The sequence below is a fragment of the Burkholderia lata genome (assembly GCF_902499335.1).
GTDB classification, from domain to species: Bacteria; Pseudomonadota; Gammaproteobacteria; order Burkholderiales; family Burkholderiaceae; genus Burkholderia; species Burkholderia lata_B.
Map to the genome: position 1 here is coordinate 93607 of NZ_CABVQK010000017.1, position 13909 is coordinate 107515.

Annotated in this window: 10 protein-coding genes and 1 tRNA gene; 6 read left to right on the plus strand and 5 right to left on the minus strand. The window is 66.7% G+C overall.

Annotation, left to right across the window (positions count from 1 at the left end):
- Positions 1 to 56 precede the first annotated feature (56 nt).
- The gene (locus BCO18175_RS33460) at positions 57 to 521 is read right to left on the minus strand and encodes a rhodanese-like domain-containing protein (protein WP_089425784.1); all 465 of its coding nucleotides are present in this window, start codon (positions 519 to 521) and stop codon (positions 57 to 59) included.
- Positions 522 to 926: 405 nt separating this feature from the next.
- Here BCO18175_RS33460 and glnA point away from each other — a divergent pair, with 405 nt between their 5' ends.
- The 4 genes from glnA (at position 927) to BCO18175_RS33480 (ending at position 7413) form a co-directional block, all read left to right on the plus strand.
- Positions 927 to 2342, plus strand: a complete 1416-nt coding sequence (gene glnA, locus BCO18175_RS33465) for a type I glutamate--ammonia ligase (protein ID WP_174918835.1) — start codon at positions 927 to 929, stop codon at positions 2340 to 2342.
- 160 nt (positions 2343 to 2502) lie between these two features.
- Positions 2503 to 3645: a nitrogen regulation protein NR(II) gene (gene glnL / locus BCO18175_RS33470; protein WP_174987314.1), complete on the plus strand. Its 1143-nt coding sequence runs from the start codon at positions 2503 to 2505 to the stop codon at positions 3643 to 3645.
- A gap of 46 nt (positions 3646 to 3691) precedes the next feature.
- Positions 3692 to 5209: a nitrogen regulation protein NR(I) gene (gene ntrC, locus BCO18175_RS33475; protein WP_174987316.1), complete on the plus strand. Its 1518-nt coding sequence runs from the start codon at positions 3692 to 3694 to the stop codon at positions 5207 to 5209.
- Between the two features lie 89 nt (positions 5210 to 5298).
- Entirely contained in the window at positions 5299 to 7413 is a 2115-nt protein-coding gene (locus BCO18175_RS33480; protein WP_174987318.1) for a prolyl oligopeptidase family serine peptidase, read from the plus strand.
- A gap of 23 nt (positions 7414 to 7436) precedes the next feature.
- Here the strand turns inward: BCO18175_RS33480 and xth are convergent, their stop codons facing one another.
- Positions 7437 to 8213, minus strand: coding sequence for an exodeoxyribonuclease III (gene xth, locus BCO18175_RS33485; RefSeq protein WP_043190389.1), 777 nt, complete (start codon positions 8211 to 8213; stop codon positions 7437 to 7439).
- A 183-nt stretch (positions 8214 to 8396) separates the two neighbouring features.
- Here xth and BCO18175_RS33490 point away from each other — a divergent pair.
- Positions 8397 to 8473 (plus strand) — tRNA-Met (locus tag BCO18175_RS33490).
- Between the two features lie 96 nt (positions 8474 to 8569).
- On the opposite strand, the gene BCO18175_RS33495 is transcribed toward BCO18175_RS33490, so the two are convergent.
- Entirely contained in the window at positions 8570 to 9373 is an 804-nt protein-coding gene (locus BCO18175_RS33495) for a DUF3472 domain-containing protein (protein ID WP_174987320.1), read from the minus strand.
- A gap of 324 nt (positions 9374 to 9697) precedes the next feature.
- Positions 9698 to 10390, minus strand: a complete 693-nt coding sequence (locus BCO18175_RS33500; protein ID WP_174987322.1) for an aspartate/glutamate racemase family protein — start codon at positions 10388 to 10390, stop codon at positions 9698 to 9700.
- A gap of 137 nt (positions 10391 to 10527) precedes the next feature.
- Between BCO18175_RS33500 and dinB the strand changes: the two genes are divergently transcribed.
- Positions 10528 to 11691 (plus strand): DNA polymerase IV, encoded by a 1164-nt coding sequence (gene dinB / locus BCO18175_RS33505; protein WP_174967298.1) that lies wholly within the window; start codon positions 10528 to 10530, stop codon positions 11689 to 11691.
- A gap of 60 nt (positions 11692 to 11751) precedes the next feature.
- Here dinB and BCO18175_RS33510 read toward each other — a convergent pair whose 3' ends face one another.
- Complete coding sequence (locus BCO18175_RS33510; protein WP_174987324.1) at positions 11752 to 13839, minus strand: M3 family metallopeptidase; 2088 nt, start codon at positions 13837 to 13839, stop codon at positions 11752 to 11754.
- Positions 13840 to 13909: the final 70 nt, after the last annotated feature.

Genomic DNA, 13909 nt, shown 5'->3' on the forward strand with positions numbered 1-13909 from the left:
ATGTCATCGCCCGGCTCGACGATGGGGTTGTCGCAGCCGGCGTGAGCGGCGTGCCGTCAGGCGCCGATCCACGGCAGTTTCCGGAAGCACCAGCCTTCGACCGTCTTGCGGTGGCCTTCGGCGTCCTTCGCGCCCTCGAAGCCTTCGAGGAGGTCGAACGCCTTCGTGAAGCCGGCCTGCGTGGACGCGACCGCGGCGAGCTTCGAGCGCGCGGCGCTGCGGCACAGGAACAGGATGGGCGTATCGGCCGGGAGGGCTGCCTTCAGTTCGTTGACGAATTCGGCATTCGGCACGCCGCCCGGGTAGCGCGTCCATTCGAGGTGCAGGTACTGGCCGTCACCGACGAGCGGGCGGCCGATCCAGTCGAGTTCGGCGCGGGTGCGCACGTCGACGAGCCGTGCCGACGGATCGAGCTGCAGCAGTTCGAAGGCCTCGGCCGGCAGCAGCGCCCCGGCGTAGTTCAGCGCGGCTTGTGCGCGGCGTTCGTCGGCCTTCGCGTAAAGCTGGTCGAGCGTACTCATGGCAGGGAGTCTCCTATCGGTCAAACGAACATTCTAGCGCGGCGTCGCGGGTCGGATGTCCGTGTGGGGTACGGTGCGCGCACCCCACACGCGTTCACCAAAAGAGTGCAGAATGGCGCGCATGCACCAGAATGATTCCGTGGGCGCGGCGCGTTGCAACGATTGCACCATCGCGGTGCTTTCGGTTGGCAGGCGGTGCGAAGCCGAGCCCCGGAATTGCGCAGCACAGCCCCGTCGCGACGAGCGCCGGCGCGATTCGCGCCAGTCGTGCGCAGAGATGGCACGGAAGCTGCTATATAGAATTCGGTCGAATCGGGGCGCGCTGCGCCAAAGCAAGACCCCGGTCAGCTCGATAAACGAGGCGGTTCCCAGTCCGCCGGAATTGTTCAATCAGGAGAAGAGGTTATGAGTAAAACCGTCGCCGACGTCATGCAACTCGTGAAGGACGAGGACTGCAAGTTTGTCGATTTCCGCTTCACGGACACGCGCGGCAAGGAACAGCACGTGTCGGTGCCGGTTTCGGCGTTTGACGAAGACAAGTTCGAAAGCGGTCATGCATTCGACGGCTCGTCGATCGCGGGCTGGAAGGGCATCGAGGCGTCGGACATGCTGCTCATGCCGGACCCGAACGCCGCATTCATCGACCCGTTCTATGAAGAGTCGACCCTGGTCCTGACCTGCGACGTGGTCGAGCCGGCCGACGGCAAGGGCTACGAGCGCGATCCGCGTTCGCTCGCGAAGCGCGGCGAAGCGTACCTGAAGAGCACGGGCATCGGCGACACGGCCTTCTTCGGTCCGGAACCGGAATTCTTCATTTTCGACTCGGTCCAGTGGAACACGGACATGTCGGGTTGCTTCGTGAAGATCAACTCGGAAGAAGCACCGTGGTCGGCTGGCAAGGAATTCGAAGGCGGCAACACGGGCCACCGTCCGGGCACGAAGGGCGGCTACTTCCCGGTCGCACCGGTCGACACGTTCCAGGACATGCGTTCGGAAATGTGCCTGCTGCTCGAACAGCTCGGCATCCCGGTCGAAGTGCACCACCACGAAGTGGCGGGCCAGGGCCAGAACGAAATCGGCACGAAGTTCTCGACGCTGGTCGAGCGCGCCGACTGGACGCAATGGTCGAAGTACATCATCCATAACGTCGCGCACTCGTACGGCAAGACGGCGACGTTCATGCCGAAGCCGGTCGTCGGCGACAACGGTTCGGGCATGCACGTTCACCAGTCGATCTGGAAGGACGGCCAGAACCTGTTCGCAGGCAACGGCTACGCCGGCCTGTCGGAACTGGCGCTGTTCTACATCGGCGGCATCATCAAGCACGCCCGTGCACTGAACGCGATCACGAACCCGACGACGAACTCGTACAAGCGTCTGGTCCCGCACTTCGAAGCACCGGTCAAGCTCGCTTACTCGGCACGCAACCGTTCGGCATCGATCCGCATTCCGCACGTGTCGAACCCGAAGGGCCGCCGTATCGAAACGCGCTTCCCGGATCCGATGGCGAACCCGTACCTGTGCTTCACGGCGCTGATGATGGCCGGCCTCGACGGGATCCAGAACAAGATCCATCCGGGCGAAGCAGCGGACAAGAACCTGTACGACCTGCCGCCGGAAGAAGATGCAAAGATCCCGACCGTTTGCGCGGGCCTCGACCAGGCACTCGAAGCACTCGACAAGGATCGCGAGTTCCTGACGCGCGGTGGCGTGTTCACGGACGGCATGCTGGACGCGTACCTTGCGCTGAAGGAGCAGGAGCTGGCGAAGTTCCGCATGACGACGCACCCGATCGAGTTCGAGATGTACTACTCGCTGTAATCGGCGATGGCGCTTCGATTCAGCGCCGTCATGCCGGTTCGTTCCCGTCGCGCGGCCTGCGGCGGGAACGGCGGAGTCTGAAAGGGGCGGCGTCCAGCCGTCCCTTTTTTGTTCCGGTGATTTTCCTTTTCTGGCCCGTTGAGGCGCGACAAGCACGCAGATGGTTCTGAAGAATCTGATCAAGGCGAAAGCGGGGCAGCCCGAGCGACTGACGGACGACGAGCGGCTCGCACGCTCGGGCCTGCTGGCGGGGCTGGAAGCGCTGCCGACGGTCGTGATCGTGCTCGACCGCAAGACGCTGCGGATCGCGTTCGCGAACCCGTCCGCGGAGGCGATGCTCGACATCTCGCGGCGGCAGCTCGCGCAGCGGCCGTGGGGCGAGATTTTTCCGAATGCGAACGAGCTGGCATCGACGATCACCGCGATCGGCGAGGAGCGCTTTCACGCGACGCACCTCGATACCGTGCTCGACCGGCCCGGCCGCGAACCGCTGCATGTGCATGCGATCGTCGGCTTCCTCGAGACCTCGCCCGATTTCGTGCTCGTCGAGCTGTTCGAGAACGAGCGGCAGTCGCGCACCGATCGCGAGGAGCGCATCCACGACCTGACCGCGGTCAACAAGCAACTGATCCGCAACCTCGCGCACGAGATCAAGAACCCGCTCGGCGGCATTCGCGGCGCAGCCCAGCTGCTCGAATTCGAGCTCGGCGAGCGCGAGCGCGGCGAGTTGCGCGAATACACGCAGGTGATCATCAAGGAGTCCGACCGCCTGCAGACGCTCGTCGACCGGTTGCTGGAGCCGCACCGGCATCCGCACATCGTCGGCGACGTGAACATTCATGAAGTATGCGAACGCGTGCGCGCGGTGATGCTCGCCGAATTCCCGCGCGGGCTTACGATCGAGCGCGACTACGACGTGAGCGTGCCGGATCTGCGCGGCGACAAGGAGCAACTGATCCAGGCGCTGCTCAACATCGTGCGCAACGCCGCGCAGGCGCTGCGCGAACGGATCGCGCAGGGCGACGCGAGGATCGAGTTGCGCACGCGCATCGCGCGCAAGGTGACGATCGCGAAGCGCCTGTACCGGCTGGCACTGGACTTGCACGTGATCGACAACGGGCCCGGCATTCCGGAAGAAATCCGCGACCGGATCTTCTACCCGCTCGTGTCCGGGCGCGATGACGGCAGCGGCCTCGGCCTGACGCTCGCGCAGACGTTCGTGCAGCAGCACGACGGGATGATCGAGGTCGAAAGCCGGCCCGGACGTACCGAATTTCAGATCCTGCTGCCGCTCGACCATTGAGCGGCGGCATGGCGATTCACCAGATTCACCAATATCTGACCGACCTATGAAGCCGATCTGGATAGTAGACGACGACCAATCGATCCGCTGGGTGCTCGAAAAGGCACTCGCCCGGGACAGCTTCGCGACGAAGAGCTTCGCGAACGTGCGTGACGCGCTGGCCGCGCTCGACCACGAGACACCGCAGGTGCTCGTATCCGACATCCGGATGCCGGGCGGCTCGGGCCTCGAGTTGCTGCAGGCGATGCACGAGCGCCTGCCGGGCCTGCCCGTCATCATCATGACGGCGTTCTCCGATCTCGACAGCGCCGTCGCGGCGTTCCAGGGCGGCGCGTTCGAATATCTCGCGAAGCCGTTCGACGTCGACAAGGCGGTCGAGCTGATCCGCCGCGCGGTGGAAGAAAGCCTGCGCGCCGGCGCGCCGCAGGACGAGCGCGTGGCCGAGGCGCCCGAGATGCTCGGCCAGGCGCCCGCGATGCAGGACATGTTCCGCGCGATCGGCCGCCTGTCGCACTCGGCCGCGACCGTGCTGATCACCGGCGAATCGGGCACCGGCAAGGAGCTCGTCGCGCGTGCGCTGCATCGTCACAGCCCGCGTGCGAACGGGCCGTTCATCGCGCTGAACACCGCGGCGATTCCGAAGGACCTGCTCGAATCCGAGCTGTTCGGCCATGAGCGCGGCGCGTTCACCGGCGCGCAGACGACGCGGCAGGGCCGCTTCGAGCAGGCCGAGAACGGCACGCTGTTCCTCGATGAAATCGGCGACATGCCGTTCGACCTGCAGACGCGCCTGTTGCGCGTGCTGTCGGACGGGCAGTTCTATCGAGTCGGCGGGCACAACCCGTTGCGCGCGAACGTGCGCGTGATCGCCGCGACGCACCAGAATCTCGAATCGCGCGTGCGGCAGGGGCTGTTCCGCGAGGACCTTTACCACCGGCTCAACGTGATCCGGCTGCGCCTGCCGGCGCTGCGCGAACGCAGCGAGGACATCGCGCTGCTCACGCGCCACTTCCTGCAGAAGAGCGCGCGCGATCTCGGCGTCGAGCCGAAGCGCGTGTCCGACGATGCGCTGGCTTACCTCACGTCGCTGGCGTTTCCCGGCAACGTGCGCCAGCTCGAGAACCTCGCGAACTGGCTGACCGTGATGGCGCCCGCGCAAACGGTCGAGATCAAGGACCTGCCGCCTGACCTCGTGCCGGCCGGTGCGCCGGTGGTCGCGACGGGCGACGGTGCGGACGCGCACGTCAGCGGCGGCGATACGGCGCTCTCGCAAACGGCGATCGGTGCGGTGCCGGTGTCGTCCGCGCCTGTCGCGGCCGCGCCGAACGGCGGCGCGCCGGCGGGCTATCCGGTCTGGGAGCATGGCTTGCGCACCGAAGTCGCGCGGCTGTTGCGCGAGAACTCGGCCGACGTGATGGACGAACTCGCACGCCGCTTCGAGGCGGCCGTGATCCGCGAGGCGCTCGACTTCACGCGCGGCCGCAAGGTCGAGGCCGCGGAGCGGCTCGGCATCGGCCGCAACACCATCACCCGCAAGATCCAGGAGCTCCATCTGGAGCCCTGAGCACGATTCGCGGCATGCGCGGGCATCGCGCATGCCGCAATCGGACATAATCGCGGTTTGCACGCAGCTTGCCATTCCGCCAATCCGCAATGTCCGATTCCTTCCGCTGGCCCGCCGGGGCCGACCCGTTCCGTTTCCTCGAAGCGCTCGACAGCAAGCGCGCCCGCACGTGGGTCGACGAGCAGAATGCGCGCACACGCGCCGCGCTGCGTGACGACGACGCGTATCGCGCGCTGACGGCGCGTCTCGCCAAAGCGTACCTGCCGCGCGAACGCCCGGTGATCCCGACCCGCTGGCGCGACTGGGCCTACGACCTGTGGCAGGACGATCTCCATCCGAAAGGGCTGTGGCGCCGCACGCGCTGGGACGACTGGCGCGCGGGAAACCCGGTGTGGGAAACGCTGCTCGACGTCGACGCGCTCGGTGCGCAGGAGGGCGAGTCGTGGGTGTTCGAGCAGGACTCGATCCTGTATCCGGACGGCGATCGCGCGCTGCTGTCGCTGTCGCCGGGCGGCGCCGACGCGGTCGTCGTGCGCGAATTCGATCTCGTCGAACGGCGCTTCGTCGACGGCGGCTTCACGATCGACGAGCCGGGGCATCACACGGTCGGCTGGATCGATCGCGATACCGTCTACGTGAGCTGGGATCGCGGCGAAGCGCATGCGACTGCGGCCGGCTATCCGTATGAAGCGCGCCGCTGGGTGCGCGGCACGGCGCTTGCCGATGCGCCTGTCGTCTTCAGCGGCGAACCCGACGACATCAGCGCGGGCGCGGGGTTCGATCCGATCGACAACCGTCATGTCGCGTGGCGCAGCGTCGATTTCTTCGACGCACATGCGTACCGTTTGACCGACACGGGCGAATGGGCGCGCTACGACGTGCCGACCCATGTCGAGGTCGGATTCTGGGAAGGCTGGCTCATGCTGGAGCCGCGCCTCGACTGGGATTGCGACGGTGTGCGCCATGCGGGCGGTTCGCTGCTCGCGATCCGCGAGCAGGCGTTCCTGGCCGGGTCTCGCGAACTCACGACGCTGTTCGCGCCGCAACCGTCGACCTCCGCGTGCACGTGGACACATACGCGCACGACGCTGATCGCGAGCTGGCTCGACGACGTGCACAACCGCACGATGCTGTGGCAGCCGAGCCAGGCCGACGACGGTACGTGGACGTGGGATTCCCGGCCGTTCGAGTGGCCGGGGCCGGGCGATGCGCAGATCGACGTCGAGCCCGTCGAGTCGACGCTGAACGACGAGATTTACGTGGACGTCGACACCTATCTCGATCCGCCCGAATGCTGGCTGGCCGATCTTGCCGACCGCGCGGATGACGCGCCGTCGCGTCGCGTGCTGCTCGACCGGCCACCGGTGCAGTTCGACGCGGCCGGGCTCGTCGTGCGCCGCGCGAGCGCGCGCTCGCAAGACGGCACGATGGTGCCGTACACGCTGATCGGGCCGCGCGATGCACTCGACGTGGCCGACGGTGCCGCGCGGGTCGCGCGGCCGTGTCTGCTGTCGGGTTATGGCGGTTTTGCGATCCCGAACCTGCCGGGCTACAGCGATGCGTTCGGTATCGGGTGGCTCGAGCGCGGCGGCGTGATGGCGTTCGCGCACATCCGCGGCGGCGGCGAGTTCGGGCCGCGCTGGCACGTCGATGCGCAGCGCGAACACCGCCAGCGTTCCTTCGACGATTTCATCGCGGTGGCCGAGGATCTGGCCGCGACCGGCGTGACGACCGCCGCGCAGCTCGGCATCGAGGGCGGCAGCAACGGCGGGCTGCTGGTTGCCGCGTGCATGGTGCAGCGGCCGGAGCTGTTCGGCGCGGTGCTCTGCCGCGTGCCGCTGCTCGACATGCGTCGCTATCCGAAGCTGCACGCGGGCGCCGCATGGCTCGATGAATACGGCGACCCGGACGATCCGCACGAAGGTGCGGCGCTGGCCGCGTACTCTCCGTATCACCGCGTGCGCGAAGGCGTCGCTTATCCGCCGTTACTGCTGACGACGTCGACGCGGGACGACCGTGTGCATCCCGCCCATGCGCGCAAGATGGCCGCGCGCATGCATGGGCTCGGTCACGAACAGGTGTGGTACTGGGAGAACACCGACGGCGGCCACGGCAGCGCCGACGATCTGGAACGCGCGGAAGCCGATGCGGCCGAATTCGGGTTCCTGTGGGCCCATCTCGGGCCGGCGCCCGCGCGGCGCTGAACGCGCGCGGGCTCCCCGAGAGATCAGCCGACGACCGCGACGACGGGCGTGTGGTCGGACGGCTGTTCCCACGTGCGCGGCGTGCGATCGACTTCGCACGACGTGCAGGTTTCCGCGAGCGCCGGCGACAGCAGCACGTGGTCGATGCGCAGCCCCGCGTTGCGGCGGAACGCCATCATCCGGTAGTCCCACCACGTGAAGGTCTTCTCCGGCTGTTCGAAGCGGCGGAACGCATCGACGAAGCCGAGCTCGATCAGCTGCGCGAAATGCGCGCGCTCCTGCGGCGACACGAGGTTCTGGCCTTCCCATTTCGCGGGGTCGTGCACGTCGCGGTCTTCCGGCGCGATGTTGTAGTCGCCGAGCAGCGCGAGCTTCGGGTAGCGCTGCAGCTCGGTGCGCAGCCATGCCTGCAGCGCGTCGAGCCATTGCATCTTGTAGACGAACTTGTCGGAGTCGGGCGCCTGGCCGTTCGGGAAATACGCGGACACGATGCGCACACCGTCGACCGTCGCGGCGACCACGCGCTGCTGCGGATCGTCGAAGCCGGGGATGTTGCGCACGACGTCCGCTTCGTCGACGGACAGCGTGTCGCGCGCGAGGATCGCGACGCCGTTGTAGGTCTTCTGGCCCGTGAACCAGCTGCGGTAGCCGGCGGCTTCAAGTTCGGCGCGCGGGAATTTCTCGTCCGGCAGCTTCAGTTCCTGCAGGCACAGCACGTCGGTTCCGCTTTGCGCGAGCCAGTCGAGCACATGCTGCTTGCGGACGTTGAGCGAGTTGACGTTCCAGGTGGCGATTTTCATGAACGGGAGTGTGCGTGCGGGGTGAATGCGAAGGCCGCCATCTTACCGCGAGCACGCGGCGCGAACGCGCGCATCGTGCGGGGCGGGGGAGGCGCCGCGCGCAGCCGTCTCGATGAACGGAGAAGAAATTGTGACAAAAGTGTTGACGTGAGTACTCCCTCACCCTATAATTTATTTCTCTGACGCGGGGTGGAGCAGTCTGGCAGCTCGTCGGGCTCATAACCCGAAGGTCGTAGGTTCAAATCCTACCCCCGCAACCAAGCACACCAGACGATGTGCAGCGCAAGTGACCGATGCGCGCTTCGTCGACAAGAACCCGGCCCCGTGCCGGGTTTTTTGTTTTCCGCGTCCGAATGTTATTTCGGCGCGCCCGGGCTCCCGGGCAGGAAGCCGTTCTCGAGCCGATACGTCGACGTGTTGACGAGCGTAGCCCGTGCATTCGGCGTACCGGCCAGCACCGCGCACTTGTCCTTGCCCGTATTCAGCCGGATCGACCGTTCGGTCGTCGGATAGTCCACATCCTTCAGATAGAAATGCGGCAATGACGTCGTGTACCGTGCATACGGCACGCACGGCCGCTTCATCGGGTCGCTTGATGCGCCATTGAACGGGAAGTACTCATCGAACAGGTAAGCCGAACTCGACAGGCCGCCCCAGTCCGCCGGTACGGCGATGCTGCCGGTCGGTGTCGTGACGCCGGTGGCGACGTCCGTGATGAAGCCTTCGACGGTCGAGCGCCCGTCGTTGCGATCGGCCTGCGCATGGACAACTTGCAGCCGGTACGCATGACCCGGTTTCCATGCGTAGGCGAGCGAGCATGATGTTCCCGCGCCGCCGTCGGCGCCACCGCGGCAATTCGTGGACAGCGGCGTCGTGCCAGTGCCGAATGCGCTGAAGATCACCAGATTGCTGCCTTGGGTGCGCGGCTGGATGCCGGTATAGATCGCGTGCCCGCCGTGCTCGGACGACAGCTGGTTGGCCCAGTAGTAACTGGCATTGACGTTGGTCGGCACGACCTCGGGTGTGATATCCCATGTCATGCGGTCGAAGCCGCCGTTGGGCGTCGCCGTGGCCGACGCGGTGATGTTGGGATCGGCGTGCGCGTTGAGCATGGTCGACACGGCGAGCAGCGCACCGACCACGGAGCTGAATCCATTCATGTCGAGGTTCCTGTTGGTGGAAAAAGAGATCGCACGAGCAGCGTCGATTGCAGCGACTCCGCTCGCAAACCAATTTGCGTTCACTTTATTACCAAGGGATAACCGGTCGCGTTGACGAGGCCGCATGGTGCGCGCCGTCCGATTCGCGGGCTGTGCCTGCCGAGCCCCGTCCAGCGGGCGAGAGCAAGGTGTTGTGTGCAGGGCGACGAGGGCTCCGGAAGGGTAATTCCCGTCACACGGAATAATCCGGCCACGAAAATGCGGTGATGGTTGCCGGCGAGCGTGGTGGCATCCGATCGAACGCCGTGCGACGGCGCGCGGGTGTCAGCGCGCTGCCCACTCGACCGCCGCCTTCGCATGCAGGGCAGTCGTATCGAACACCGGCAGCGGCGAGTCGTCCGCGCCGATCAGCAGCGTGATTTCCGTGCAGCCGAGGATCACGGCCTGCGCGCCGCGTTCTGCCAGTTCCTCGATGATCGTCACGTACGTCGCGCGCGACTCCGGCGAGATGATGCCGTGGCACAGCTCGTCGTAGATGATCCGGTGCACGTCGTTGCGCCCCCGGTCGTCCGGCACGAGCACCTCCATTCCGAATTTGCCGCGCAACCGCTCTGCGTAGAACGGCAACTCCATCGTGTAGCGCGTGCCCAGCAGCGCGACGTGCTCGACACCCGCATCGCGCAGTGCGTCGCCGGTCGGATCGGCGATGTGCAGGAACGGCAGCGTCACCGCGGCTTCGATCGCATCGCATACGCGGTGCATCGTATTGGTGGTGAGCACGACGAGATCGGCGCCGGCCGCTTCGAGCTGTCGCGCGGCACCGGCCATCCGTTCGCCGAGCGCCGTCCAGTCGTGCGTGCGCTGCAGCGCTTCGATCTCCGCGAAATCGACCGTGACCAGCACGCTCTTCGCGTTGTGGTGCCCGCCGTGCAACGCCTTCGAATGGCGATTGATCATCCGGTAATACTCGGCCGACGATTCCCAGCTCATCCCGCCGATCAGTCCGATCGTCTTCATCCGTCACCTTCGCGTTTCGTGTATTGCGGCAGACGAGTATAGGCGCCGCGGTCGGCGCCCGGCCGGTACGATCCGCGCAAAGCGGGCCGGTACGGCGCCGCCGGGCGTGGCCGCACGCGACAGTTGAAACCGGCACTGTGTTTTTGTACAGTATCGGCACCGTGAACCCGACCATCATTCCGCCTGCCGATCCGCACGTGCCGCCGCCGGGCGACGCGCTGCCGCGCATGCGCAAGATCATTCACTGCGACTGCGACTGCTTCTACGCGTCGGTCGAGATGCGCGACGACCCGTCGCTGCGCAACCGGCCGCTCGCGGTCGGGGGCCGGCCCGACCAGCGCGGCGTGATCGCGACCTGCAACTACGAGGCGCGGCGCTACGGCGTGCATTCGGCGATGTCGTCGGCGCTGGCGATGCGCAAGTGCCCGGACCTGCTGATCCTGCCGTCCGCGATGGACAAGTACCGCGCGGCGTCGCGGCAGATCATGGCGATCTATCGCGACTACACGCCCGACGTCGAGCCGCTGTCGCTCGACGAGGCGTACCTCGACGTCAGCGGGTCGGACCGGTGCCAGGGCAGTGCGACGCTGATTGCACGGGAGATCCGCCAGCGCGTGTACGACACGGTCGGCGTGACCGTGTCGGCCGGCGTCGCGCCGAACAAGTTCATCGCGAAGATCGCATCCGACTGGAACAAGCCCGACGGGCTGTTCGTGGTGCGGCCGCACGAGATCGACGCGTTCGTCGCGGCGCTGCCGGTGCGCAAGCTGCACGGCGTCGGCAAGGTGACGGCCACGCGGCTCGACCGGCTCGGCATCCAGACCTGCGCGCAGTTGCGCGACTGGCCGCTGATCGACCTGCACCGTGAATTCGGCGCGTTCGGGCGGCGGCTGTACGAACTGTCGCGCGGGATCGACGAGCGGCCCGTGCAGGCCGACCAGGAGCGCAAGTCGGTCAGCGTCGAGACGACCTACGTGACCGACCTGACGACGCTCGAGCAATGCGCGGACGAAATCCGCCGCCTCGTCGTGCAGCTCGACGCGCGGATCGAACGGGCGGGCGCCGCGCGCTCGATCCGCAAGCTGTACGTGAAGATCCGCTTCGCCGATTTCCAGCGCACGACGGTCGAGTGCGTGGCCGATGCGACGAATGCGGACACGGCCGTCACGCTGCTCGCGAAGGGGCTGCAACGGCGTGCGCAGGCGGTGCGGCTGCTGGGTGTCGGCGTGCGCATCGACGAGGATACGGCCGAGCGCCACGGGCAGTTCTCGCTGTTCGACGACGCATCGCCCGCGCCATGAAAAAAGGCACCGCCGAAGCGGTGCCTTTGCTTGCATGCAGCCGAGCGGGCAGGGCCGCACTCAGTGCGTGGGCGCAGCCATCCCGTTGTGGCGCAGCAGTGCATCGATCTGCGGCTCGCGGCCGCGGAACGCCTTGAACGAATCCATCGCCGGGCGGCTGCCGCCGACCTCGAGGATTTCGCGGCGATAGCGCGTGCCGGTCGCCGCATCGAGCACGCTGCCGCTCTCGGCAGCCGCTTCCTCGAACGCCGCGTACGCGTCGGCCGACAGCACCTCGGCCCACTTGTAGCTGTAGTAGCCGGCCGCGTAGCCGCCCGCGAAGATGTGGCTGAACGTGTTCGGCCAGCGCGAGAACGCGGCTTGCGGGATCACGTGATAGCGTTCGTTGATCTCGCGCGCGAACGCGGTCACGCCGGTGGCGCCCGCCGGGTCGAAGTCGACGTGCAGCAGCATGTCGAACATCGAGAACACGATCTGGCGCAGCGTGCCGAGCCCGCTCTGGAAATTCTTCGCGGCGATCATCTTGTCGAACAGCTCGCGCGGCAGCGCGGCGCCCGTGTCGACGTGCGACGACATCGACGACAGCACGTCCCATTCCCAGCAGAAGTTTTCCATGAACTGCGACGGCAGCTCGACGGCATCCCATTCGACGCCGTTGATGCCCGACACGCCGAGTTCGTCGACGCGCGTGAGCATATGGTGCAGCCCGTGGCCGAATTCATGGAACAGCGTGATGACTTCGTCGTGCGTGAAGCATGCGGGCTTGCCGCCGACCGGCGCCGAGAAGTTGCAGGTGAGATAGGCGACCGGCGTCTGCACGCTGCTGCCGCGCTTCGCGCGCGAACGCGCATCGTCCATCCACGCGCCGCCGCGCTTGCCTTCGCGAGCGTACAGGTCGAGATAGAACTGTGCGACGAGCGAGCCGTCGCGGTTCTCGACGCGGAAGAAACGCACATCCTTGTGCCACACCGGCGCGTCGTCCGGCTTGATCTGCACGCCGAACAGCGTCTCGGTGACGGTGAACAGGCCCTTCAGCGCGGCCGGCTCCGGGAAGTACTGCTTGACCTCGTTTTCCGAGAACGCGTAGCGCTGCTGGCGCAGCTTTTCTGCTGAGTACGCGACGTCCCACGGCGCGAGTTCGGCGAGGCCGAGTTCCTTCGCGGCGAACGTGCGCAGCTCGTCCCAGTCCTTGTCCGCGTGCGGGCGCGCGCGCGTCGCGAGATCCTCGAGGAACGCGATCACCTGCTGCGGCGATTCGGCCATCTTCGGTGCGAGCGACACTTCGGCGAAATTGCGGAAGCCGAGCATCAGCGCCTCTTCGCGGCGCAGCTTCAGCGCATCGGCGACGATCGCCGTGTTGTCCCATTCGGCCTTGCCGTCGCCGTACTGAGGCCCGAGTTCCGACGCGCGCGTCGCATAGGCGCGGTAGAGCGTCTCGCGCAGTGCGCGGTTGTCGGCGTATTGCAGCACCGGGAAGTAAGACGGGAAGTGCAGCGTGAATTTCCAGCCTTCCTTGGCGTCCTTTTGCGCGGCTTCGCGGGCGGCCTCGATCGCGTCGCCGGGCAGGCCGGCCAGTTCGGCCTCGTCCTGCACGATGTACGCATACGCGTTGGTCGCGTCGAGCACGTGATCGGAGAATGCCTTCGACAGCGCGGCCTGCTGTTCCTGCAGTTCGGCGAAGCGCGGCTTCTGGTCCTCGGGCAGCTCGGCGCCCGACAGGCGGAAATCGCGCAGTGCGTTGTCGAGGATCTTCTTGCGTTCGATGGACAGCGTCGCGTATTCAGCGCTTGCGGCGATCGCCTTGTACTTCTCGTACAGCGCGAGGTTCTGGCCGACGCTCGACCAGAATTCGGTCACGCGCGGCAGGTTCTCGCCATAGGCGGCCCGCAGTTCCGGTGTATCGGCGACCGCGTTCAGGTGGCCGACGATGCCCCACGCGCGGCCGAGCGGCTCCGTCGCGTGCTCGACCGTCTCGACGACTTCTGCCCAGGTTGCCGGCGTCGCGGCCGCGCTTGCCGTCTCGACCGCGCGGTTGGCGGCATCGAGCAGCGTGTCGAGCGCGGGCGTCACGTGTTCCGGGCGGATCTCGCCGAAGCGGGGCAGGCCCGAGAAATCGAGAAGCGGGTTGGTGTTGGCGCTGGCGGACATAAGACTCCCTGTCTGTTGCCGGATGAACCGGAGTGAAAAGGGTAAGGCGCGCAAGGCAACGCGGCGCCCG

Coding starts and splice junctions, on each gene's coding strand:
- BCO18175_RS33510 (WP_174987324.1), bottom strand. CDS start 13,839: ATGTCCGCCAGCGCCAACACCAACCCGCTTCTCGATTTCTCGGGCCTG.
- BCO18175_RS33480 (WP_174987318.1), top strand. CDS start 5,299: ATGTCCGATTCCTTCCGCTGGCCCGCCGGGGCCGACCCGTTCCGTTTC.
- BCO18175_RS33500 (WP_174987322.1), bottom strand. CDS start 10,390: ATGAAGACGATCGGACTGATCGGCGGGATGAGCTGGGAATCGTCGGCC.
- xth (WP_043190389.1), bottom strand. CDS start 8,213: ATGAAAATCGCCACCTGGAACGTCAACTCGCTCAACGTCCGCAAGCAG.
- BCO18175_RS33460 (WP_089425784.1), bottom strand. CDS start 521: ATGAGTACGCTCGACCAGCTTTACGCGAAGGCCGACGAACGCCGCGCA.
- BCO18175_RS33495 (WP_174987320.1), bottom strand. CDS start 9,373: ATGAATGGATTCAGCTCCGTGGTCGGTGCGCTGCTCGCCGTGTCGACC.
- glnL (WP_174987314.1), top strand. CDS start 2,503: ATGGTTCTGAAGAATCTGATCAAGGCGAAAGCGGGGCAGCCCGAGCGA.
- glnA (WP_174918835.1), top strand. CDS start 927: ATGAGTAAAACCGTCGCCGACGTCATGCAACTCGTGAAGGACGAGGAC.
- ntrC (WP_174987316.1), top strand. CDS start 3,692: ATGAAGCCGATCTGGATAGTAGACGACGACCAATCGATCCGCTGGGTG.